At 72.1% G+C, this 21636-nt stretch carries 19 protein-coding genes; 6 read left to right on the forward strand and 13 right to left on the reverse strand.

The window, feature by feature from the left end:
• Window positions 1–26 precede the first annotated feature (26 nt).
• On the forward strand, window positions 27–1067 hold the full coding sequence (locus ACZ4UV_RS22415) for a zinc-dependent alcohol dehydrogenase (protein WP_451015774.1): 1041 nt from the start codon (window positions 27–29) through the stop codon (window positions 1065–1067).
• Between the two features lie 58 nt (window positions 1068–1125).
• On the opposite strand, the gene ACZ4UV_RS22420 is transcribed toward ACZ4UV_RS22415, so the two are convergent.
• The 9 genes from ACZ4UV_RS22420 to ACZ4UV_RS22460 all read right to left on the reverse strand — a co-directional run bounded on the left by ACZ4UV_RS22420 (window position 1126) and on the right by ACZ4UV_RS22460 (window position 11220).
• Window positions 1126–2268, reverse strand: a complete 1143-nt coding sequence (locus ACZ4UV_RS22420) for a thiolase family protein (RefSeq protein ID WP_451015773.1) — start codon at window positions 2266–2268, stop codon at window positions 1126–1128.
• Between the two features lie 18 nt (window positions 2269–2286).
• Window positions 2287–3441, reverse strand: coding sequence for a CaiB/BaiF CoA transferase family protein (locus ACZ4UV_RS22425; RefSeq protein WP_451015772.1), 1155 nt, complete (start codon window positions 3439–3441; stop codon window positions 2287–2289).
• Window positions 3442–3443: 2 nt separating this feature from the next.
• A complete protein-coding gene (locus ACZ4UV_RS22430; protein WP_467840075.1) occupies window positions 3444–4208 on the reverse strand; it encodes a crotonase/enoyl-CoA hydratase family protein in 765 nt (254 codons plus the stop codon).
• A gap of 2 nt (window positions 4209–4210) precedes the next feature.
• Window positions 4211–5467, reverse strand: a complete 1257-nt coding sequence (locus tag ACZ4UV_RS22435; protein WP_467840078.1) for an FAS1-like dehydratase domain-containing protein — start codon at window positions 5465–5467, stop codon at window positions 4211–4213.
• The gene (locus ACZ4UV_RS22440; protein WP_451015770.1) at window positions 5464–6963 is read right to left on the reverse strand and encodes a class I adenylate-forming enzyme family protein; all 1500 of its coding nucleotides are present in this window, start codon (window positions 6961–6963) and stop codon (window positions 5464–5466) included. The genes ACZ4UV_RS22435 and ACZ4UV_RS22440 overlap by 4 nt, the downstream gene beginning before the upstream one ends.
• The gene (locus ACZ4UV_RS22445; protein WP_467840717.1) at window positions 6950–8137 is read right to left on the reverse strand and encodes an acyl-CoA dehydrogenase family protein; all 1188 of its coding nucleotides are present in this window, start codon (window positions 8135–8137) and stop codon (window positions 6950–6952) included. Before ACZ4UV_RS22445 ends, ACZ4UV_RS22440 begins: the two co-directional genes overlap by 14 nt.
• Before the next feature lie 80 nt (window positions 8138–8217).
• Entirely contained in the window at window positions 8218–8685 is a 468-nt protein-coding gene (locus tag ACZ4UV_RS22450) for a VOC family protein (protein ID WP_390039231.1), read from the reverse strand.
• Window positions 8686–8695: 10 nt separating this feature from the next.
• Window positions 8696–9898, reverse strand: coding sequence for a cytochrome P450 (locus ACZ4UV_RS22455; RefSeq protein ID WP_467840081.1), 1203 nt, complete (start codon window positions 9896–9898; stop codon window positions 8696–8698).
• 89 nt (window positions 9899–9987) lie between these two features.
• Entirely contained in the window at window positions 9988–11220 is a 1233-nt protein-coding gene (locus tag ACZ4UV_RS22460) for a CaiB/BaiF CoA transferase family protein (protein WP_467840084.1), read from the reverse strand.
• A 114-nt stretch (window positions 11221–11334) separates the two neighbouring features.
• On the opposite strand from ACZ4UV_RS22460, the gene ACZ4UV_RS22465 reads away from it, so the two are divergent.
• Together ACZ4UV_RS22465 and ACZ4UV_RS22470 are read left to right on the forward strand one after the other, a co-directional pair.
• Window positions 11335–12654: an acyl-CoA dehydrogenase family protein gene (locus ACZ4UV_RS22465; RefSeq protein WP_451015767.1), complete on the forward strand. Its 1320-nt coding sequence runs from the start codon at window positions 11335–11337 to the stop codon at window positions 12652–12654.
• A complete protein-coding gene (locus ACZ4UV_RS22470; protein ID WP_451015766.1) occupies window positions 12651–13442 on the forward strand; it encodes an SDR family NAD(P)-dependent oxidoreductase in 792 nt (263 codons plus the stop codon). Before ACZ4UV_RS22465 ends, ACZ4UV_RS22470 begins: the two co-directional genes overlap by 4 nt.
• Window positions 13443–13572: 130 nt before the next feature.
• Here the strand turns inward: ACZ4UV_RS22470 and ACZ4UV_RS22475 are convergent, their stop codons facing one another.
• From ACZ4UV_RS22475 to ACZ4UV_RS22485, 3 genes are read right to left on the reverse strand one after another with little or no spacing between them, the layout of a single operon-like run.
• Window positions 13573–14598 carry a phosphotransferase family protein gene (locus tag ACZ4UV_RS22475; protein WP_467840088.1) on the reverse strand — a complete coding sequence of 342 codons (1026 nt, stop codon included), beginning with the start codon at window positions 14596–14598 and terminating at the stop codon, window positions 13573–13575.
• Window positions 14595–16115 (reverse strand): class I adenylate-forming enzyme family protein, encoded by a 1521-nt coding sequence (locus ACZ4UV_RS22480; protein WP_451015764.1) that lies wholly within the window; start codon window positions 16113–16115, stop codon window positions 14595–14597. The genes ACZ4UV_RS22475 and ACZ4UV_RS22480 overlap by 4 nt, the downstream gene beginning before the upstream one ends.
• 14 nt (window positions 16116–16129) lie before the next feature.
• Window positions 16130–16447, reverse strand: coding sequence for a hypothetical protein (locus ACZ4UV_RS22485; RefSeq protein ID WP_451015763.1), 318 nt, complete (start codon window positions 16445–16447; stop codon window positions 16130–16132).
• A 102-nt stretch (window positions 16448–16549) separates the two neighbouring features.
• Here ACZ4UV_RS22485 and ACZ4UV_RS22490 point away from each other — a divergent pair, with 102 nt between their 5' ends.
• Both ACZ4UV_RS22490 and ACZ4UV_RS22495 read left to right on the forward strand, forming a co-directional pair.
• On the forward strand, window positions 16550–17323 hold the full coding sequence (locus ACZ4UV_RS22490; RefSeq protein ID WP_451015762.1) for an enoyl-CoA hydratase/isomerase family protein: 774 nt from the start codon (window positions 16550–16552) through the stop codon (window positions 17321–17323).
• A 77-nt stretch (window positions 17324–17400) separates the two neighbouring features.
• Entirely contained in the window at window positions 17401–18411 is a 1011-nt protein-coding gene (locus tag ACZ4UV_RS22495; protein ID WP_467840093.1) for an LLM class flavin-dependent oxidoreductase, read from the forward strand.
• Window positions 18412–18630: 219 nt separating this feature from the next.
• On the opposite strand, the gene ACZ4UV_RS22500 is transcribed toward ACZ4UV_RS22495, so the two are convergent.
• Window positions 18631–19908, reverse strand: coding sequence for an amidohydrolase family protein (locus ACZ4UV_RS22500; RefSeq protein ID WP_451015760.1), 1278 nt, complete (start codon window positions 19906–19908; stop codon window positions 18631–18633).
• Window positions 19909–20154: 246 nt separating this feature from the next.
• On the opposite strand from ACZ4UV_RS22500, the gene ACZ4UV_RS22505 reads away from it, so the two are divergent.
• Entirely contained in the window at window positions 20155–21633 is a 1479-nt protein-coding gene (locus tag ACZ4UV_RS22505; RefSeq protein WP_451015759.1) for an aldehyde dehydrogenase family protein, read from the forward strand.
• Window positions 21634–21636 lie beyond the last annotated feature (3 nt).

The following is a 21636-nucleotide window of genomic DNA, read 5'->3' on the forward strand; positions in this document are numbered from 1 at the left end:
GGCGCCCCCCGGAAGGAGACAGCCCCATGGCCACGATGAAATCCGTCCGGACCGGCGCGAAGAACAAGGTCGAGGTCGTATCGGCCGAGCGTCCGGTGCCTGGCCCGAAGGACGTGGTGGTCAGGATCCGCGCCTGCGGCATCTGCGGCACCGACACCTTCTTCGTCCAGGCGGGCGGCACGCCGTACAACGCCGACGGCTCGGTGGTGCCGCTGCTGCTCGGACACGAGCCGGCCGGCGAGATCGCGGAGGTGGGCTCCGAGGTCACGGACCTCAAAATCGGCGACCGGGTGGTGGTGAACCCGCAGGGCGTGCCCTCGGGGATCATCGGATGCGGTGGCACGCACGGCGGGATGAGCGAGTACCTGCTGCTGGAGGACGCGGAGATCGGCAGGACCCTCGCGGTCTTCCCCGACACCATGCCCTTCGACGTCGCCGCGCTCAACGAACCGATGGCGGTCGCCCGGCACTGCGTCAACCGGTCCGGAGCGGCGCCCACCGACAAGGTCATGGTCTTCGGTGCCGGGCCCATCGGGCTGGGCGTCACCATCTGGCTGAAGCTGCGCGGGGTCGGGCACGTCGTCGTCGCCGACGTCATCCCCGAGCGGCTGCAGACCGCACTGGCCGTCGGTGCCGACGCCGTGATCGACTCCGCGACCGAGGACGTCACCGCGCGGCTGACCGAACTGCACGGCGAGGCGGCCAACGCCCTCGGCCAGCCGCGCGCGGGCACCGACATCTACATCGACGCCGCCGGTGTCGCCGCCGTCTTCAACACCACGGTCGACGCCGCCCAATGGGGCGCCAAACTGGTGATGGTCGCCGTGCAGAAGCCTTCCGAGATCGACCTCGGCGGGATGCTGCGCAGCGAGCTCACCCTCATCGCCTCGCAGGGATATCCGACCGAGATCTTCGAGGTGACGGCGGAACTCGCGGAGCACCAGGAGCGGTTCGCCAGACTGATCAGCCACCGGGTGCCGTTCGCCGAGGTGAACCGGGCCTTCGAGCTGGCGCTGACTCCCGGCGCCGCCGAGAAGGTCGTCGTCACCTACGACGACGAGGCGTGAGCGGCTGAGGAAGGCGGAGCCCTGCTCCGCCTTCCTCAGCCGCGTCGCCCGGTGGTCGTCACAGGAGCTCGACGATCGTCGCGTTGGCCGTGCCGCCGCCCTCGCACATGGTCTGGAGGCCGTAGCGGAGGTTCTCGCGGCGCATCCGGGCCAGCAGCCGGGTCATCAGGATGGCACCGGAGCCGCCGAGCGGGTGGCCGACGGCGATCGCCCCGCCGAGCGGGTTGAGCCGCTCCGGGTCGGCGCCGGTCTCGGCGAGCCACGCCAACGGCACCGGTGCGAAGGCCTCGTTGACCTCGTAGGCGCCGATCTCGTCGAGGGACAGCCCGGAGCGGCGCAGCACCTTCTCGGTCGCGGGGATCGGGCCGAGGAGCATGGTGATCGGGTCGGCGCCGCTGACCGCTCCGGTGTGGTAGCGGGCGACCGGGGTGAGGCCGAGGTCACGGGCCCGCTCGGGGGTGGTGATGAGCAGGGCCGCCGCGCCGTCGGAGATCTGGGAGGCGTTCCCGGCGTGGATCACGCCGTCCTCCTTGAACGAAGGCTTGAGCCGGGCCAGCGTCTCGGGTGACGTGCCCCGCCGCAGACCCTCGTCCGCGGCGAACTTGGTTCCGTCGACGTCGATCGGCACGAGGTGGTCGTCGAAGACGCCCGCGTCGATCGCCGCGGCGGCCTTCGCGTGCGACTCGGAGGCGAACTCGTCGAGGCGGGTACGGGTGAACCCGTACCGTTCGGCGATCAGTTCGGCGCCGACGCCCTGACTGAACTCGACACCGCCGTAGCGGGCGATGGCGGCGGGACCGTACGGCTGCCCGGTCGTCCGGTGCGAGCCCAGCGGCACCCTGCTCATGGTCTCGACGCCGCCCGCGACCACCAGGTCGTACTGGCCGGCCATGACGGCGTGCGCGGCCTGGTCGACGGCCTGCTGGCTGGAGCCGCAGGCCCGGTTGACGGTGACGGCCGGGACGTGTTCGGGCCACCCCGCGGCGAGCACCGCGAACCGGCCGACGTTGCTGGACTGGTCGCCGATCTGGGTGACACAGCCCCAGACCACGTCGTCCACGGTGCCCGGGTCGATGCCGGTGCGCTGCACCAGCGCCTTGAGCACCTCGGCCGACAGGTCCGCCGCGTGCACCGACGCCAGCGAGCCGTTGCGCTTGCCGATCGGGGTGCGTACGGCGTCGACGATGACGGCGTCTCGCATGACAACTCCTAGGTCAGGTCATTCGGGGTACGGCACGCCCCAGTCGCGGAACACGGCGCGGCTGTCGGCGCCGGCGGCCGGTGCCGTGCGGCCGGGTCGTGCCGGGGTCGCCGAGAAGCGGGGGGCCGCGGCGGGCTGGAGGACTCCGTCGCGGGTGAACAGGCTTGCGCGGGCCGCCAGATGAGGGTGTGCCGCCGCCTCGGTCAGGCTCAGGACGGGCGCCACGCAGGCGTCGGTGCCTTCGAACAGGGCCGCCCACTCGTCCCGGGTGCGCTCCGCGAAGCGGTTCGCCAGCAGCTCCCGCAGGTCGGGCCAGGCCGAGCGGTCGTGCTGCCGGTCCGGGTCCACGCCGAGGTCGAGCAGTTCGACCAGACTGCGGTAGAACTTGCGTTCCAGCGCGCCGACGGCCACATGGCGGCCGTCCTTCGTCTCGTACACGGCGTAGAAGGGCCAGCCGCCGTCGAACCGGTTGACGCCCCGCTCGTCGCGCCACTCGTCGCGTGCCAGCTTGGCGAAGGTGCTGGCGAGCAGGTGGGCGGTGCCGTCGACGATCGCCGCGTCGACGACCTGGCCCGCGCCGGTGCGCCCTACGGCGTGCAGCGCGGCCAGTACCCCGATCACGAGGTAGCAGCCGCCGCCCCCGAAGTCGCCGACGAGGTTCAGCGGGATCCGCGGCGGGCCGCCCGCCTCGCCGATGGCGCCGAGCGCGCCGGTGAGCGCGATGTAGGTGATGTCGTGTCCGGCCGCGGCGGCCAGGGGTCCGTCCTGGCCCCAGCCGGTCATCCGGCCGTAGACCAGGCGGGGGTTGCGGGCCAGGCAGTCGTGCGGTCCGATGCCCAGCCGTTCGGTGACGCCGGGCCGGAACCCCTCGATCAGCACGTCGGCGCGCGACACGAGTTGCAGCAGTGCCTCGGCCGCGGCGGGTCGCTTCAGGTCCAGTACGACCGACCGCTTGCCCCGGTCGAGCACGGCCGCCGGCCCGCCCGCGTCCGGCTCGGACTCCCGCCCAGGCCGGTCGACCCGGACGACCTCCGCGCCCAGATCGGCGAGGAGCATGCCGGCGAAGGGTCCCGGTCCGATACCGCCGAGTTCGAGAACCCGGCAGCCGGCGAGCGGCCCGGCCACACCGGCCGGCGTCCCGTCGCGGCCGGTGGTCCCGGCTCCGGACGTCATCGTCAGCGGCCCTTCCAGGCCGGTGCCCGCTTCTCCGCGAACGCCGCCGCCCCTTCCCGGGCGTCCTCGGACCGGAACACCGGCTCGGCGATGTCGAACTGCCTGCCCCACGCCTCGTCCAGGGTCCAGTCAGCTGTGGAGCGGGCGATCTGCTTCGTCGCGGCGACCGCGAGCGGGCCGTTCGCCGCAATGGTCGCCGCGAGTTCGAGGGCACCCTCCAGCGCGCCGCCCTCCTCCGTGAGCCGGTTGACCAGACCGTACGTTGCCGCCCGCGCGGCGTCGATCGGCCGGCCGGTCAGGAGCAGCTCGAGGGCGATGGCGTACGGGATGCGGCGCGGCAGGTGGAGTGCGGCGCCCGCGCGGGCGACCAGCGAGCGGGTCACCTCGGGCACGCCGAGCCGGGCCGTGCGGGCGGCGACGACGAGATCGCAGGCCAGCAGGAGTTCGAAGCCGCCCGCCAGGGCCCAGCCCTCCACGGCGGCGACCAGCGGCTTGCGCGGCGGGGTCATGCTGATCCCGCACAGGCCGCGGCCCTCGATCGCCGGGGTCTCCCCGCGCAGCCACGCCTTGAGGTCCATGCCCGCCGAGAACGTGCCGCCCGCTCCGGTGAGCACGCCGACCCGCAGCTCGTCCGACTCGTCCAGCTCGTCGACCGCGGCCGCCACTCCTTCGGCCACCGCGGCGTCCAGGGCGTTCTTCACCGCCGGGCGGTTGATCGTGACGAGCTGCACCGCGCCGCGGCGCTCCACCAGTACCTCGTCGGACACGCCTACCTCCTCGAATGCTCGCCGGTCACGGCGAATCGGGCCAGTTCATGGGCGACCATGCCGTCCAGGTCCGCCGCGGGCGGCGCGGGGAGTTCGACGGGCCGGTCGCGGGTGGGCAGCAGGACGACGGCCGTACCGGGGGTCGTGACCTCGCCCCGCTGGTTCTCGCAGCGCACCTCGACGTCGACCTCGGCGCGCCCGTCCGCCAGGCGTTTGCCGACGACCGTGCCGCGCACCCAGGTGGTGTCGCCGCGGTAGTTGAACCTGCGGTGCTCGCAGCGGAGTCTCCACAGCCAGCCGTCGTCGCCGATCCAGTCGGTGAGCAGGTGGCACAGCCAGGTCTCGCGCATGCCGCCGTAGTCGTAGGGGGCCGGCAGGCCCAGTTCCCGGGCCCGCTCGGGCTCCCAGTGCAGCCGCTGCACGGTGTCGGGGATGTTCAGCGAGTTGGGCGGGTAGAGGCCGGGCGCCTTGCGCCGGACCTTCGCGGCGATCCCGAACGCGCCGGGCGGGGTGAGCTGCATGCCCCAGCCCAGGTGCCAGACGACCACGTCGGTGGTGGTCAGCGGCCCCTTCACGCGGGGCTGGAGCTCCTCTCCGATCTCGACGTCCTCCCAGTACCGGGGCTCGGCGCCGCGCCGGGTCTCGGCCGCGTAGGCGGTGTCGATCGCGGCCAGTTCCTCGTCGGTGTAAGGCTGTTGGACGAGTCGTTCCTTGGCCCGCTGCTTCGAGGTGTGGCGCTCCGCGTTGATCCAGGTGCCCCGGCGCAGGGCGTGCATCTCACCGCGCCCGTTGGCGTAGAGGTAGTCGTTGACGACGTGGGCCGTGCGGCCGCCGAAGCGGCTGGGCTTGAGGTCGACGCCCACCTGGGTCTGCAGCACCCGGCAGCGGTCGCCCCGTCGCAGCGGGCGCCACCACTCGAACTCCATCACCGCCTGGTAGGAGCCGAGTCCGGCGAAGGGGTCGCCCTTGAGGAGCGCCTTGGTCCCGGGGTCGGGCGGCGGGGCGGCGTCCTCGCCCATCGTGTAGAGGAAGGTGGGCGGTGCGAGCAGGGTGCCCCAGCGGGTGCCGGCCGCGTACGCGGGGTCGCAGTACAGGGGGTTGTCGTCGCCGTAGCCGTAGGCGAAGTGGCGGACGGCGTCCCAGGTCACCTCGTAGTTGTGCGGGGGGTTGCGCTGGGGCCGGGGGACGCCGAGGCGGCGCCTGGAGCGTTCGACGGCCTCGTCGGTCAGCACGCCGAACCGCTCCTCGGTGTCCGTCATCGCTGTTCCTCCTTCGGTCCCAGCCGGTCCCGGACCAGGCCCAGCAGCTCCACCCGGCTGACCTTGCCCGAGGGGGTCCGGGGCAGTTCGGCGAGGACGAGGATGTGTGCGGGCACCTCGTAGGGGGTGAGCCGGCCGCGGCAGAGGGCGGCGAGTTCGGCGGGGTCCGGTGCGGGCCGGTCCGGTTCGGCCTCGACCGCCGCGACCGGTACCTCGCCGAGCCGCACGTCCGGCAGTCCGGCCACGGCCGCCTCCCGTACGGCCGGGTGCGACTCCAGGACGCGGCGGACCGTGTCCGGCTGCACCTTGAAGCCGCCGCGGACGATCGCGTCGTCGGCGCGTCCCTCGATCCAGACGAACCGGTCGGCGTCGATCCGGGCGAGGTCGCTGGTACGCGCCCACACCCGGCCGCCGTGGGTGCTCTGTTCGGTCCTGACCTCCAGCCGGCCCGTCCGGCCGACGGGCAGTTCCGCGCCGTCCTCGCCGGTCACCCGCAGCTCGACGCCGTCGAAGGCGCGCCCGGCGCTGCCCGCCTTCTGCCGCCACCACCGCTCGTGCAGCGGCAGCGTCCAGCCCGCGACGGCTCCGGCGAACTCGGTCGCCCCGTAGGTCATCAGGACGGGCACGTCGTACGCGCGGAAGAACGCGTCGGCGAGTTCGGCCGGGCAGGGCGCGGTGCCGGAGGTGACGACCTGAAGGCTCGCCAGCCGTTCCTTCGGCACCTCGGCGTCGAGCACCGCGCGGATCGCGGCCGGCACCAGGCTCGCCGCGCGTAGCCCGTGCCGTTCCACGGCGCTCGTCCACGGTTCGACGGCGAACTTGGGCATCAGCAGCATGCGACGTCCGGTCGCGAGGCAGGCGAGCGCCCGCCACAGCCCTCCGATGTGCACGAGCGGGCTGGACACGAGCGAGGCCGACGTCGACAGCAGACGCTCCGCTTTCGGCGTCTGCCCGCCGGAGACGAGGGCCTGGTCGAACTGGCCGATGCGCAGGTGGACGCGTTTCGGGGGGCCGGTGGTGCCGGAGGTGAGCATCTCCACGGCGACGCCGGGGTTGGCCGGGGCGTCGGCGGGGGCGGTGCCGCCGGCCGGCTTCACCGTGCCGTCCGGACCCAGTTCCAGCGCGGCGCCGTGGGCGGTCACCGCTTCCAACACGCCTGCGCGGGCCAGTGGTTCGGCGCCGGCGACGACGACGGGCAGCACGCAGCGGTCGACGTCGGCCGCGAGCCGCTCGGCCGGCTGCAACGGGCTCAGCATGACCAGGCAGCGCCCGGAGGCGATCACCGCGGCGACCACGGCGACGTGCTCGGGCCGGTTCTCCAGTACGACGCCGACCCGGCCGCCGGGCGGCAGGCCCGCCTCGTCCAGCAGCGCCACGACAGCGCTCGCGGTCCTGCGGACCTGTCGCCAGGTCCACCACTCGCCGTCGTACTCGATCGCCTCGGCCTCGGCGGCGGCTTCGCCGAGCAGCCGGGACAGACGGTCACGGATTCCCACGTGCTCGGCCTTTCGTCGCCTCGGGCGCGGAGATCCCCACCAGCCCGGCCAGCCGTCGGCGGTGCGTCGCCGGGCTGCCGAGGAGCTGCTCGGAGGACTTCGCGCGTTTCAGATGGAGGTGCGCGTCGTGCTCCCAGGTGTAGCCGATGCCTCCGTGGATCTGGATGTTCTCCTTGGCCGCGTGGGTGTAGGCGTCCGCGCAGCAGACGGCGGCGACCGCGGCGGCCGTGGACAGCGGCGACTCGCTCGACTCCCCCGGCCGCGGCAGGGCCGCCGCCGCGGACAGCGCGTGGTAGGCCGCCGAGCGTGCCGCCTCCACCTTCAGGAGCATGTCGGCGCACTTGTGCTTGACCGCCTGGAAGGAGCCGATGGGCCGGCCGAACTGCACCCGGACCTTGGCGTACGCCACGGCCGCGTCGAGACACGCCTGCGCGCCGCCGGCCTGCTCGGCGGCCAGTGCCACCACCGCGAGGTCGGTCACCCGGCGCAGGTACGCTGCGGCGTCCGCGGCCGCCGGGCCCACCGGCAGCGCCGGGGCGCCGTCGAGGTCGATCCGCGCCAGGCGCCGGGTCGGGTCGAGCGTCTCCAGCCGGGTGCGGGTCACTCCGGGGGCCGTACCCTCCACGGCGAACAGCCGGGGGCCGGCGGCCGAGCGGGCGACGGTCAGGACGAGGTCGGCGCTGTGGCCGTCGACGACGAACATCTTCGTGCCCGACACCCGGTCGCCAGGACCGCGCCCGTCGGGTACGGCCTCGGCCCTCACGTCCTCGACGTGCCACGAGCCGTTCTCATCGGCCAGTGCCAGCGTGCCGGTCAGCGAGCCGTCGACGATACCCGGCAGCCAGCGTGCCTTGGCCGTCTCGTCGCCGGAGACCGCGAGGGCCTGGCCTGCCAGGGCCACGGTCGCGAAGTACGGGGAGGGCAGCAGGGCCCGGCCCAGTTCCTCCAGGACGAGGCCCAACTCGACGGGGCCGCCACCGAAGCCGCCGTACTCCTCGGGCAACGCCAGCCCGAGCAGGCCGAGTTCGCCGGCCATCCGCCGCCAGAGCACCGGGTCGTGTCCGTCCGCGGACTCCATCGAGCGGCGCACGGCCTCGCTCGGCGCCTTGTCCGCCAGGAAGCGGCGCAGCGTCGCGCGGAGTTGCTCGTGCTCCTCGGTGAAGGTGGCTGACACGTCCTTCCCGTCCTCGGCCGCCGCTGCGGCCGGAGCCACAGCGGTCACGTCGGCCGTCGTGTCGGCGGTCACGTCGGCCGTCACCGGGGCGTCTTCGACCGCAGATAGGCGGCGAAGTCGGGAATCCGGGTGCGGTCCACGATCTCGATGCGGATGCCGGAGGGGGCCAGGTGGTAGGCGAAGACGGACGGTTCGCCGTCGACGACCGCGCAGGCCTCCAGGGCGAAGCCCGCCGCCGCCAGCCGTTTCGACGTCGTCGCCAGGTCGTCGCAGAAGTAGCCGAGATGGTGGGTGGCGATGTGTGCGGCGGCCGTCCACGGGGTGCCGGGGATCGCCTGGACGAGCTCGATGTGCGGAGCGTCCAGGGAGTAGGTGTAGCGGAGGTTCAGCAACCGGTCGCCGTCCGACAGCCGCACCGGCAGCTCCGCCGACATGGTCTCGGTCCACCGGTACCCGGCGGCCTCCGTCATCCGGGCCTTCCAGGCGTCCACGTCGTCGACGACGATCCCGGTGTGGTACAGGTCCGCCGCGTGCAGGGGATGTGTCATGGCCGGCGCCTCACCACTCCAGCCGCAGCGACTTGATGCCGTACATGTTGCCGTGCTGCCACAGCTCCTGGCCGGGGGCGACCCGGTAGTCGCGGATGCGCCGGTGCCACTCCTCGACCGCCACGTTGAGTTCGAGGCGGGCGAGGTGCGAGCCCAGGCAGCGGTGCGGGCCGGAGCCGAACGCGATGTGGTTGGTGGCCCTGCGGTGCAGGTCCACCTCCAGCGGGTTCTCGTACCGCTCGGGGTCGCGGTTGGTGACCGCGAGCGGGAGCATCACCATCTCGCCCGCCCTGACCGGGCAGCCGCCGATCTCGACGTCCTGGGTCGCCTTGCGCGCCGGGACGACGAAGGAGTAGACGCGCAGGATCTCCTCGACTCCGGTCGGGATCAGCGAGGGATCGGCGAGGATCGCGGCGCGCTGCTCCGGGTGCGTGGCGAAGTGGTACAGCGCCCAGCCGATCGAGATGGGCACGGTGTCGAAGCCGGCCTGGAACATCAGGACGCAGAAGGCGTGCATGTCCCGGTCGTCGATCGGTTCGCCGTCGATGGTCCAGGTCATGGCGTGCGAGAGCAGGTCGTCAAGGGGCGTTCTGCGGCGCAGCGCGATCTGCTCCTCGAAGTACGCCGACACCTCCCGCATGGCGGTCAGCTGCCGGGCGCCGCCCGGGTCCTCGGCGTGCGAGAGGTGCAGCAGTTCGCGGGTCCAGGCGAGGAAGGTGGGCAGGTCGTCCTCCGGCAGGCCCATCATGCGCATGAAGATCAGGGTCGGGAAGCGGCGCGCGAACTCGTCGAGCACGTCGGCGCCGTCGCGGTCCCTGAGCGCGTCGATCAGCTCCGCCGCGGTCCGGCGGACCTCCGGTTCTCGGGCGGCCACGGCGCCCGGGGAGAAGTAGCGGCCGAGCAGGCGCCGCCACACGCTGTGCGTGGGCGGATCCAGCATCTCGGGTATCCACAGGAACTTCGGGTCCGGTTCCAGCGCCGTCACCGACTTGCTGGAGAAGGTCCGCCAGTCCTGGAGCGCCTGCTGCACGGCCGGCCCGTCGGTGACGACCCAGAAGCCGCGCGCGACGGTGCTGCGGAACCCGTCGTGGGTGCCGGCCATCTCGTCCCAGCGCTCCTGGTGGCTGAGGACCGGCCCGCCGAGCCGGTTGTCGAAGTGGTAGGCGGGCGTGCCCTCGTACGTTCCCTCGGACTCGTCGAGTTTCGTCCGCATCACGGCTCCTTTCGTCGTACGTCCGGTCACGTCTCGTCGTCCGGTCACGTCTCGTCGCCTCGCCGTCTCGCCGTCTCGCCGTACGTCCGTCAGGTCGCCGCGCCGTCGATCTTGAGCGCGATCAGCTCGTCGTCACTGAAGCCGAGCGAGCGCAGTACCTCGTCCGTGTGTTCCGCGAACTGCGGTGCCCGGGTGAGGGTGGCCGGGGTCTCGTCGAACTGCACGGGGCTGGCGACCAGTTCGCGGTCGACGCCGTCGGCGTCCACGACGGGGGCGATGAGGCCGTTGGCCCGCAGGGCCGGATCCTGGCCCACCTCCCAGGCGTTCTGCACGGCCGACCACTGCCCCTCGCCCCGGGAGAGGATCTCCACCCACTCCGGGTAGGGGCGGGAGGCGATGAGACCGGCGACGATCTCGGCGGCCTCGGCCGCGTTCGCCATCAGCTTCTCGGTGCTGTCGAACCGCTCGTCGCCGCCCAGCTCCTCGCGGCCGGCCAGCTTGCAGAACTCGGCCCAGTAGCGGCCCGGTTGCAGCATCGACAGTTCGATCCAGCGGCCGTCGGCGGTGCGGTAGGCGCCGATGAGCGGGTTGGTGGCCGAGCCGTACCGGGGCTGGGTCCGCACCGGGAGCGGGCCGCCGGTCAGCAGCGCGAGGTTGACGGTGAACTGGGTCGCCCAGGCGCCGACGCCGATCAGGGACACGTCCACGACGGACGGTACGCCGGTGGTGGCCCGGGAGTACAGCGCGGCGGCGATGCCGCCGGCGATGGTCATGCCGCCCATCGAGTCGCCGTACGCGCCGGCCGGCATCCGGGTCATGCGGTCGGCGCCGGGCGGGGTGACACCGGCGGCGCTGCCGCCGCGCGCCCAGAAGGCGGTGCTGTCGTAGCCGCCCTTGCCGGCCTCTTCCCCGCGGGCGCCGAAGCCGCTGCCCCGGACGTAGATGATGTCGGGGTTGATCGCCCGGACGTCCTCCACTTCGATCCGCAGCCTCTTGCGGGCCTCCGGCAGGAAGTTGGTGAGGAACACGTCGCTGGACCGGATCAGTTCCTCCAGCGCGGGCCGCGCGGAGGGTTTCTCCAGGGCGAGGCCGACGCTGCGTTTCCCGCGGTTGGGCCCCTCCATGATCGGGAAGAACGAGGAACCCTCGCTGGCCGCCTCGTACCCGAGCACCCGCACCAGCCCGCGCTGGGCGTCGCCGCGTTCGGCGTGCTCGATCTTGATCACGTCGGCACCCCAGTCGGCCAGCACGGCACCCGCCGCCGGGACGAAGGTGAACTGCGCGACTTCGAGCACCCGCACGCCCTCCATCGGCCTCTGCATCCGACTCGACCTCCCGACCTCACTTACGCGCATACCTGCTATTGCGCATACCTAATCGGCCCCTTGCGGCTCCGAGTATGGACCGAGGCCGCCAAAAAGTATACTGTTTTCGCCATGCTGGATTTCACGATCGAACCTGACTTCCAGGCCAAGCTCGACTGGGCGGCCGCCTTCGTGCGCGAGGAGGTCGAGCCGCTCGACCTCCTGTTCCCGCACGGCGGCGACCCGTACGACACCGGCAACGAGAAGGCCCGCGCGATCCTCAGGCCGTTGCAGGAGCAGGTCCGCAAGCAGGGTCTGTGGGCCTGCCACCTGGGTCCCGAACTGGGCGGGCCCGGCTACGGCCAGGTGAAGCTCGCCCTGCTCAACGAGGTCCTCGGCCGCTCCTACTGGGCACCGACGGTCTTCGGCACCGCCGCCCCGGACACCGGGAACGCCGAGATCCTGGCGATGTTCGGCACCGAGGAGCAGAAGGCCGCCTGTCTGCGGCCGCTGCTGGACGGCGAGATCGTCTCGACCTTCTCGATGACCGAGCCGCAGGCGGGCGCCGACCCCAAGGAGTTCACCTGCCGCGCCTGGCGAGACGGCGACCAGTGGGTGATCGACGGGGAGAAGTGGTTCTCCTCCAACGCCCGGTACGCGGCCTTCCTCATCGTCATGGCCGTCACGGACCCGGACGCGCCCCCGCACAGACGCATGTCGATGTTCATCGTGCCGGCGCAGACGCCCGGCATCGAGATCAAGCGCAACGTCGGCACCATGGACGAGCGGGAGAACCTCGACGAGGGCATCCACGCCTACATCCGCTACCACCAGGTACGCGTCCCGCTGGACGCCATGCTCGGCGCCCCCGGCGAGGGCTTCGAGGTCGCACAGGCCCGGCTCGGCGGCGGCCGGGTGCACCACGCGATGCGTACGGTGGGCAAGTGCGCGCGCGCCTTCGACATGATGTGCGAGCGCGCGCTGTCCCGCCGTACGCAGGGAACCCTGCTCGCCGACAAGCAGGCGGTGCAGCAGTTCATCGCGGACTCCTGGGTGGAGTTGCAGCAGTTCCGGCTCCTCGTGCTGCACACCGCCTGGATCATCGACACCCAGCCCCACGGCGCCGCCCGCACCCAGATCGCGATGTGCAAGGTGCAGACGGCGAAGGTGCTGCACGACATCGTCCAGCGGGCGGTCCATCTGCACGGCTCGCTCGGCACCACCGGTGAACTCCCGCTCGCCAAGTGGTGGATGGCCGCGCCCAACCTCGCTCTCGCCGACGGCCCGACCGAGGTGCACCGCACCACCATCGCCAAGCAGCTCCTCAGGAACTACACGGCGGCCGAGGGCCTGTTCCCGAGCGAGCACATCCCGCCGAAGCTGGAGGCGGCCCGCAAGCGGTACGCCCACATCATCGAGGACGACGCTCTCAGCGGCCGGGTGGACGGATGAGCGGCGAGCGCGACGCGGGCGGTCGGGACGCCAAGTCCATCGCCCCGGCCGACCTGTTCGACCTGTCCGGCAAGGTCGCGCTCGTCACCGGCGGAAGCCGGGGGCTGGGCCGGGAGATGGTGCGGGCCTTCGCCACCGCGGGCGCGGACGTGGTGGTCGCGAGCCGCAAGCTCGACGCGTGCGAGACGGTCGCGGCGGAGGTCCGCGAGCTGGGCCGGCGCGCGCTGCCGGCCGCCGCGCACGTGGGCCGCTGGGAGGACCTCGGCCGGCTCGCGGACCTCGCGTACGAGGAGTTCGGTCACGTCGACGTCCTCGTCAACAACGCCGGGATGTCCCCGCTGGCCCCCTCCTCCGCGGAGACCAGCGAGGAGCTCTTCGACAAGGTGATCGGCGTCAACTTCAAGGGCCCGTTCCGGCTCGCCTCGCTGATCGGGCGGCGGATGGCCGAGGGCGACGGCGGTTCGATCGTCAACATCTCCTCGTCGGGCGCGCTGTTCCCCCAGCCGCGGTTCGGCCCGTATGCCGGTGCCAAGGCCGCGCTCAACGCGCTGACCACGGTCTTCGCCCTGGAGTACGGTCCGACGGTACGTGTCAACACGATCTCCGCGGGCCCGTTCCTGACGGACATCTCCAAGGCGTGGACGGAGGAGAAGAGGCAGAGCACGCGCAGCGCGGTGGGCCGGCCGGGACGGCCGGAGGAGATCATCAGCACGGCGCTGTATCTGGCGAGCGAGGCGTCGAGTTACACGACGGGGTCGGTCATCCGGGTGGATGGCGGGTTGTACTGAACAGTGCGGGTGCGTGGGGGCTGGTCGCGCAGTGCCCCGCGCCCCTGAAAGCAGGGGCTGCGGTCGCGCCCCGTTTTCGGGGGCGCGGGGAACTGCGCGAGCAACCACGACGCGCCCGCAGCCGAAGCACTCAGCCGAGCAACCCCATTGCTTCGTCCAACAACACCGGCAACGCCGGTGCCATCCGCCGATGCATGTCGGTCAACCGCCCCGCCTTCCGCCCCCGTTTGATCAGCAGCGCCGTCGCCGCCGCCTCCTTGTACTTCGTCAGGGCCTCGAACCACGCCATGTCACGCAGCGGTTCGCCACGCGCCTCCTGGTACGCGTCGATCAGCTCGGCCCTGCCGGGCATCCCGGTCGGCTCCTCGGAGACGGACGCCGGGTGATGTGCCTCGTCCGTGAAGAAGGTCAGCCAGGTGATGTCGACCCGGGGGTCGCCGAGCGACCAGATCTCCCAGTCGATGACCGCGTTGACCGAGTCGGCGTCGCACAGTGTGTTGCCGAGCCGGTAGTCGCCGTGGGTGAACACCGGCATCATCGCGGCGGGCACGGTGGCCCGCAGGCGTGCCTCGACCGCCTCGCAACCGGCGCGCAGGTCCTCGGGGACGGTGGTGAACGCCCGTGCCCAGCGGTCGATCTCGGCGGCGGGCGTGACGACGGGCTCCACGGCCAGCGCGGTGCGCTTGGGGTCCACGCGGTGCAGGTGGGCGAGCATCCGGGCGGCGTCGAGCGCACGGGCCCGCACCTGCCCGGCGGGCACGGTTCCGCGGGGCACGAGCACCGGCTCCACGCACTGTCCGGGCACCAGCTCCATGGCCACGAACGGCTGCTGGGCCGTGGGGGCGCCCTTGTCGGAGAACAGCACCTTCGGCACCCGGACACCGGGCACCCCGGCCAGCACCTGCATGAGCCGCGCCTGGCGCAGGACGTCCCGGTTGCGGACCGGTTCCAGGCCGGGCGGGGCCACCTTGAGGACGACGCGCTCGTGGCCGGCGGGGGCACCCGCCAGTACGGCCACGTACGTGAGGCTCGACGTGCCGCCGGCGAGCGGTTCGACCGACTCCACCGTGGCCCCGGGTGCCCAGTCGCGCAGGGCGACGGCCGTCCGCCGCGTCAGCTCCGCGGTCAGGTCCGCGCTGTCGGCGACGACGCTCATGCGCCGGCCCCCGTCCGGTCCCCGGCGGTGAGCGCCCGGACGATGTCGCGGCGGATCAGTTTGCCCGTCGGAGTGCGGGGCAGTTCCGGCCAGCGGGTGATGCGCTCCGGCGTCTTCGAGCCGCGCAGCGTGCCGCGCACCTCGGCCCGCAGGACCTCCGGGTCGACGCTCCCGCCGTCGCGCAGGACGACCACCGCCTCGATGCGCTGGCCCCACTCCTCGTCGGGGACGCCGACGACCACCGCGTCGAGCACGTCCGGGTGGCCGAGCAGGACGTCCTCGATCTCGGCGGGCGCGATGTTCTCGGCGCCGCGGATGATCGTGTCGTCGGCCCGGCCCTCCAGGTGGAGGTAGCCGTCGTGGTCGAGGCGGCCCCGGTCGCGAGTGTGGAAGAAGCCCCGCCCGTCGACGGCGGAGCCCCCTCCCGCGTACTCCCCCGACACCTGCTCGCCGCGTACCCAGATCTGCCCGGTCTCGCCGGGGGCCACCACCGCGCCGGACACGTCGCGGACCTCCAGTTCGACACCCGGCACCGGCAGCCCCGCCGAGCCGAGCCGGGCCCGAACCGCGGGATCCTCGCTCGCGACGGCCGTACGGTGCTCCTGCGGGCCCAGCACGGTGATGGTGGAGGAGGTCTCGGTGAGCCCGTAGGCGTTCACGAAGTCCACGTGCGGCCAGGCGCGCAGCGCGGTCTCGACGACCCGGACCGGCATCCGGGCCCCGCCGTAGGCGAGCGTGCGCAGCGAGGGCACCGAGCGGTCGAGCCCGTCCGTGTCCATGATGCGGGCGAGCATCGTCGGTACGACCATCGCGTTGGTGATCCGCTGCTCCCGTACGACGTCGAGCCAGCCGTCCGGGGTGAACTGCTCCAGGGTGAGGGCACGACGCCCGGCGTACAGGTTGGTCAGCACGTTCGACACGGCGGCGATGTGGTACGGCGGAACGCTCACCAGCGCGGCCTCGTCGGGGTCGGCCGCGGCGAACTCCACCGTGCCCAGGACGTAGGAGACCAGATTGCGGTGGCGCAGTACCACGCCCTTCGGCGCGGCGGTCGTGCCGCTCGTGTAGATGAGGACGGCGGGGGCCTCGGGAACCGCCTGGCCGTCGTCGGCTCCGCCCAGCGCGTCGGCGTGCTCCGCGGCCTGGGCGAGCCACTCGGCGGGGCTGCGGACCGGCAGTCCCGCGCGGCGCAGCGCCGCGCCGTGGGCCGGGTCGGCGATGCCCAGTGCACGGGGGTGGTTGGCCAGCAGGGCGTCCAGCTGGGCGTCGCCCAGGCGGTAGTTGACCGGTACCAGGGGTACTCCGGCGCGGGCCGCCGCGAACAGCGCGGCGGGGAGGGCCGGACCGTTCACCGCGAGGTACACGAGCGCGTCGGCCTCGGCGTCGCGGATCGACCTCGCCCCGCCGGCGGCGAGTTCACGCAGCCGCGCGGCGGTCAGGCCGTCGTCCGTGCGCCCTATGACGACCCGGTCACCGAAACCCTCGGCGGCCATGTCCAGGAGCATCGACATGTTCACGGACCGCCCGCCCCTCAGTCCGAGGCCGGGAGCGGCTTGGCGGTCTTCATCGGCAGCGGGACGCCGTTGACCGTCAGCGTGCCGGGTCCCGGCTTGGTGCACAGCACTTCCACGCCCAGCTCGTCGTCGGCGTACCGCTTCCCGAGCAGTGAACCGCCCGTCAGGCCCGGGTCGGCCGTACCGGTGGCGGCGGATCCCGCCCCGTTCCCGTTGCCCTCGACCATGGCGGCTCCGCCGCAGCCGATCTCCAGTTCCTCGTCCGGGCACCGCACGACGATCACCGCCGTCGTGTCGACCGTACTGGCGAGCATCTGCCCCACGCGTGGCCTCATCGCAGTGTCCTCCGCGGCTCTCGTGGCGCCGAACATGCGGCACCGAGTAACCAGAGAAAAGTATACTACTTTTCTCGATCGCGTCGAGAACGGAGCTGCCGGATGGAACTAGAGACCGTCCTGTTCGAGGTGACCGACCACGTCGCCACCGTCACCCTCAACAGGCCCGAGGCGATGAACGGCTTCAACCAGCGGATGCTGGAGGAGTTCACCTTCCTCTGGGACACCGTCAGGAACGACGACGACGTGCGCGTCGTCGTGCTGCGCGGGGCGGGTGACCGGGCGTTCTGCACGGGGATGGACGTGAAGGAGGGCATCGACCGCCACCCCAACGTCTGGTCACAGACCGATCCCGGCGAGTACCTCTCGCCGAAGCTGAACCAGGTGTGGAAACCCCTGGTCTGCGCGGTGCACGGGATGGCCGCGGGGGGTGCCTTCTACTGGCTGAACGAGGCCGACATCCTGATCTGCTCGGAGGACGCCACGTTCTTCGACCCGCATGTCAGCTACGGGCTCACGGCAGCCCTCGAACCCATCGGGCTGGCCCGGCGCGTCCCCCTCGGCGAGGCGCTGCGCATCGCCCTGCTCGGTCTGGACGAGCGCGTGTCGGCGGCCCGCGCGCTGCAGATCGGCCTGGTCAGCGAGGTGCTGCCGCGCGAGGACCTGTGGGACCGGGCCGACGACATCGCCCGCATCATCGCCGCGAAGCCGCCGGCCGCCGTCCAGGGCACGGTCCGTGCGATCTGGGAGTCCCTCGACTCCACCCGCACCCAGGCGCTGCGCACCGGCCTGTCCTACACGCAGCTCGGGAACCCGATCGGGAAGGCCGAGATCGACCGCTCGGCGGTGCCCCGGGGGAGGTGGACACTGCGCTGACGACTTCCCGCCCACACCCAAATAAGTGTACTTTTTTCAAGAGGACGCCGTTACGAGGTGACCAACGGGAGGCTGTCATGCGGTTCGGTATGCCCTGGCCCGGCCGGGACGTCGGACGGGAGGCCGAGCAGGCCGGCGCCGAGGCCTTCTGCGCAGGCGAGTTCGCCGACCACGACTCCTACCTCACCGTGGCCGACATCGTGGCGAACACCGAGCGCGCGATGGCGGGGCCCGCCGTCGCCTACGCCTTCGCCCGCACCCCCTACGCCCACGCCACCGCCCTGCGCCACCTGCACGCCCAGGCGCCGGGCCGGCTGTTCCTCGGGCTGGGCAGCGCGGCGTTCCGGATCAACAGGGACTGGCTGGGCGTGCCCGCGGAACGACCGGTGACCCGGATCGCCGAGACCGTAGGTGCCGTACGGGCCTGGCTGCACGCGGAGAACGGCGAGCGGGTCCGGTACGCCGGTGAGTTCTACGACCTCGACGCCGACGTCCGGGCCCCCGTGCTCGGCCGGCTGGACATCCCCGTCCTGCTCGCGGCGTTCAACTCCCGGATGGCCGTCACCGCCGGCCGGGTCGCCGACGGCGTCGTCGGGCACGGGCTGTTCACCGGCTCCTGGTGGAACGAGGTCATACGGCCCGCGGTGGCCGGGGGTGCGGACGAACACGACCCGGCCGGCACGCGTCCGCTCGAACACGGCTGGATCATCACGGCGGTCGACGACCACGCGCCCGAACGCGCGATCGCCGACGCCCGGCGCATGATCGCCTTCTACCTCACGGTCCGGACGTACGACCCCTTCGTCGCCCACCACGGCTGGGAGGAGCCCGTGGCCCGGCTGCGCGACGCCTTCCGGACCGGTGACACCGAAACCATGGCCCGGGCGGTCACCGACGAGATGCTCACCGAGATCGCCGTCTGCGGCACGACCGCCGACGCGAAGGAGACGCTGAGCCGCCGCGTCGGCTCGCTCCCCCGCGACATCGGCTACTTCGCCCCACCGAGCTTCATGGTGAGCCGCGGCCGCCGTGCCGCGTACGCCCGAGCCGGGCTGGCCCTGATCGGCGCACTGCCGGATGCGGTCTGAGCGGCGAGCGGTAGCGCGGGTCCGAGAAGTGCGTCTGCGGGTCGGTGAGGGCTGGTCGCGCAGTTCCCCGCACTCCTGATTCGGCCCCCCTGGGCGTGGCTCGAGGGGCGCCGCACCACCGACCCGCCGCACCACCGATCCGCCGCTTCCGGCCACGCACCGCGGCAGCGCGTCCGCCCCGAGACGGGGCGCTCCTCCGGGCGGACGCGAGCCGGGCGCTCAGGCCTGCTCGGGGACCGGGGCGAGCTTACGGCTGGTGTCGAAGCCGACGACCTTCGCGAGGGTGCCCCCGAGGATGGCGGCGCGGTCCTCGTCGCCCACCCCCTCGAAGTTCTCCGCGATGCACTCCTCACTGCTGCGGAAGGTGCCCTCGGCGTGCGGGTAGTCGTTGCCCCACATCACCGTCGACAGGCCCGTGATGTGGCGGGCCTTGACGGCCGTGGGGTCGTCGGCGAACTGGACGTGGATCTGCCGGCGGACGTACTCGGTCGGCTTGAGCGGGTAGGGCCACTTGTCGTTCACCGCGAACAGGCGCCCCATGGAGGGCTGCTCCTTCGGACCGCGGCTGTCGTCCCAGAAACCGAGCCACCAGTCAGGGTCCTGACCCGTGCCCGTCTTCCACGCCTTGTCCATGTACCCCATGAAGGAGACCAGCCAGCCGGCCGTGTACTCGATCAGGTTGAAGTGCAGGTCCGGGAAACGCTCGCACACCCCGCCGCCGACGAGGCTGGCGATGATGCCCTGCGGGCCGGCCACGGCCGAGCCGACCGCGCTGCCCATGGTCCGGCCGGCCACCATGTCGTCGGTCAGGTTGCCCTTGCCCATGTTCATGGCCGTCATCAGGCCGCGGACGGTGAGCGCGGTCTCGGACACCTGCTCCTTGACCCGCACTCCGCCGGTCGCCACGTGGATGAACACCGGCAGCCCGTGCGCCTGGGCGGCCGCCCACACCGGGTCGAACTCGCGTGCGTAGTACGGCAACGGCGGGATCTCCGGCAGGAGGATCGCGCCGATCCCGAGGCGCGCGACCCGCTCGATCTCCGCGACCGCCGCGGGGACGTCCGTGAGCGGGATCGCCGCCGTCGGCCGCAGCCGGTCCTTGTACGGCAGATACCGCTCGGCCAGGTAGTCGTTCCACACCCGCGCGTGGGCCATGGAGAGTTCGTGGTCGTCCGTGAACAGGACGAACAGCGAGAGGTTCGGGAACATCACCGAGGCGTCGACGCCGTCGAAGTCCATGTCCCGGAGGATGTGTTCCGGGTCGCCGTCCGGGGTCTCCCCGCCGGTCTGCCGGTACTTGGAGATGGTCCAGCCGTCGAAGCCGATGGTGTGCAGCTTCTTGAACTCGGTGTGCCCGCCCTCGACGATCGGCTCGTCGAGGGTGAACTCCTCTTCCCACAGGGCGCGGTCACGCAGGTGCCTGGGGAGCCGGGTCTTGAAGAGATCGACCGGCTCGATGATGTGCGAGTCGCCGGAGACGACAAATTCCTTGAACACAGGCGGTACCTCTTTCGAACCTCGTCGTTCGTCGCAGAAATCCAACCCGCTGGTGTTGCCGAAGTTAGCTGTACCGATCGGTCTAGTCAATGATTCAGCATACGGAATGAGCAGGCAGTTCCCGCCGCGAAACCTGACGCCTTGCTGACACGGGGAACATGGCACACACCCTTCTCATGATGCGCCAATTAAGTACACTCAACTTGAACAGGTTCGGGTATCACCGCAGGCGAGCAGGAGACGGACATGACGACGGCGTACGCGTTCTCCGCGCAGCTCTACATCGACGGGCGGCGTACCGGCGGCCGGTCGGACACGCCGGTCTCCGTCCGCAACCCGGCGACGGAGGAGACGATCGCCGAGGTCCCCGGCTCCTCGCCGGCCGACGTCGACGAGGCCGTGCAGGCGGCCCGGCGCGCCTTCGACGAGGGACCGTGGCCACGGATGCGGCCGCGGGAACGGGCCGGCGTCCTGCTACGGATGGCGGAGGAGATGGAGCGTCGGCTGCCCGAACTCGTCGCCGTCAACATGGCGGAGGCGGGCTCGGTCCGGGGCCTGGCGGAGACCCTTCAGACCCGCGTGCCGGTGGCACATCTGCGGGACATGGCCGAGCGGGTGATCCCCAGGTTCGACTGGGAGCGCCCGATGGACCCCACGATCGCGCCCGGCATCGGCGTCTCCCAAGGGGTGCTGCGCCGCGAGGCGTTCGGGGTGTGTGCGCTGGTCTCCGCCTACAACTTCCCGTTCTTCCTCAGCATGATGAAGGTGATCCCGGCACTCGCGGCCGGCTGCACCGCCGTGCTGAAGCCGGCGCCCGCCACGCCCCTGGAGTCCCTGCTGATCGGTGACTTCGCGGACGCCGCGGGGCTGCCGCCGGGTGTGCTGAACATCGTGACCGGCGACGTGGCGGCGGGCCGGGCGCTGACCACCCATCCCATGGTGGACCTGGTGAGCTTCACCGGCTCCGACACGGTCGGCCGCACGGTCTACGCCCAGGCCGCCGCCTCGCTGAAGAAGGTCGTCCTCGAACTGGGGGGCAAGTCGGCGAACATCGTCCGCGCGGACGGCGATCTCGACGGGGCGGTCCGCGCCGCGTTCACGGGCATCACCGCCCATGCCGGACAGGGCTGCTCCCTGCTGACCCGCACGCTGGTCCACGAGTCCGTCCACGACGAACTGGTGGCCCGGCTGACCGCGGCCCTCGCGCGGGTGAAGGTCGGCGATCCGGCCGACCCGGCCACCACCATGGGCCCGCTGATCAGCGAGGCCCAGCGGGGCAAGGTCGAGAAGCTGATCCGCGCCGGCGAGGAAGAGGGGGCCCGACTCGTCTGCGGCGGCGGCCGGCCCCCCGGTCTCCGGCGCGGCTACTTCGTCGAACCCACGCTCTTCGCCGACGTCGGCAACTCCATGACCGTCGCACGCACGGAGTTCTTCGGCCCGGTCGGCGTCGTCATTCCGTTCGCGGACGACGAGGAGGCGGTGCGGATCGCCAACGACAGTCCCTACGGTCTCGCCGGCGCTGTGTGGAGCGCCGACACCGTGGCCGCGTACGAGATGGCGTCCCGTATCCGGACCGGCGCGGTCGCCATCAACGCGAGCAGCGCCGGAGTGATACCCCGGGCCGCTTTCGGCGGCTACAAGCAGAGCGGACTCGGCCGGGAGTGGGGCGAGTTCGGCCTGGACGAGTACCTGCAGACGAAGACGGTCAGCTGGGCGGCACGCTGAGGC

This window comes from Streptomyces sp. NPDC028289 (assembly GCF_055565975.1).

Coding starts and splice junctions, on each gene's coding strand:
- ACZ4UV_RS22460 (WP_467840084.1), bottom strand. CDS start 11,220: ATGCAGAGGCCGATGGAGGGCGTGCGGGTGCTCGAAGTCGCGCAGTTC.
- ACZ4UV_RS22425 (WP_451015772.1), bottom strand. CDS start 3,441: ATGACGTCCGGAGCCGGGACCACCGGCCGCGACGGGACGCCGGCCGGT.
- ACZ4UV_RS22420 (WP_451015773.1), bottom strand. CDS start 2,268: ATGCGAGACGCCGTCATCGTCGACGCCGTACGCACCCCGATCGGCAAG.
- ACZ4UV_RS22505 (WP_451015759.1), top strand. CDS start 20,155: ATGACGACGGCGTACGCGTTCTCCGCGCAGCTCTACATCGACGGGCGG.
- ACZ4UV_RS22470 (WP_451015766.1), top strand. CDS start 12,651: ATGAGCGGCGAGCGCGACGCGGGCGGTCGGGACGCCAAGTCCATCGCC.
- ACZ4UV_RS22475 (WP_467840088.1), bottom strand. CDS start 14,598: ATGAGCGTCGTCGCCGACAGCGCGGACCTGACCGCGGAGCTGACGCGG.
- ACZ4UV_RS22490 (WP_451015762.1), top strand. CDS start 16,550: ATGGAACTAGAGACCGTCCTGTTCGAGGTGACCGACCACGTCGCCACC.
- ACZ4UV_RS22495 (WP_467840093.1), top strand. CDS start 17,401: ATGCGGTTCGGTATGCCCTGGCCCGGCCGGGACGTCGGACGGGAGGCC.
- ACZ4UV_RS22485 (WP_451015763.1), bottom strand. CDS start 16,447: ATGAGGCCACGCGTGGGGCAGATGCTCGCCAGTACGGTCGACACGACG.
- ACZ4UV_RS22435 (WP_467840078.1), bottom strand. CDS start 5,467: ATGACGGACACCGAGGAGCGGTTCGGCGTGCTGACCGACGAGGCCGTC.
- ACZ4UV_RS22465 (WP_451015767.1), top strand. CDS start 11,335: ATGCTGGATTTCACGATCGAACCTGACTTCCAGGCCAAGCTCGACTGG.
- ACZ4UV_RS22450 (WP_390039231.1), bottom strand. CDS start 8,685: ATGACACATCCCCTGCACGCGGCGGACCTGTACCACACCGGGATCGTC.
- ACZ4UV_RS22455 (WP_467840081.1), bottom strand. CDS start 9,898: ATGCGGACGAAACTCGACGAGTCCGAGGGAACGTACGAGGGCACGCCC.
- ACZ4UV_RS22415 (WP_451015774.1), top strand. CDS start 27: ATGGCCACGATGAAATCCGTCCGGACCGGCGCGAAGAACAAGGTCGAG.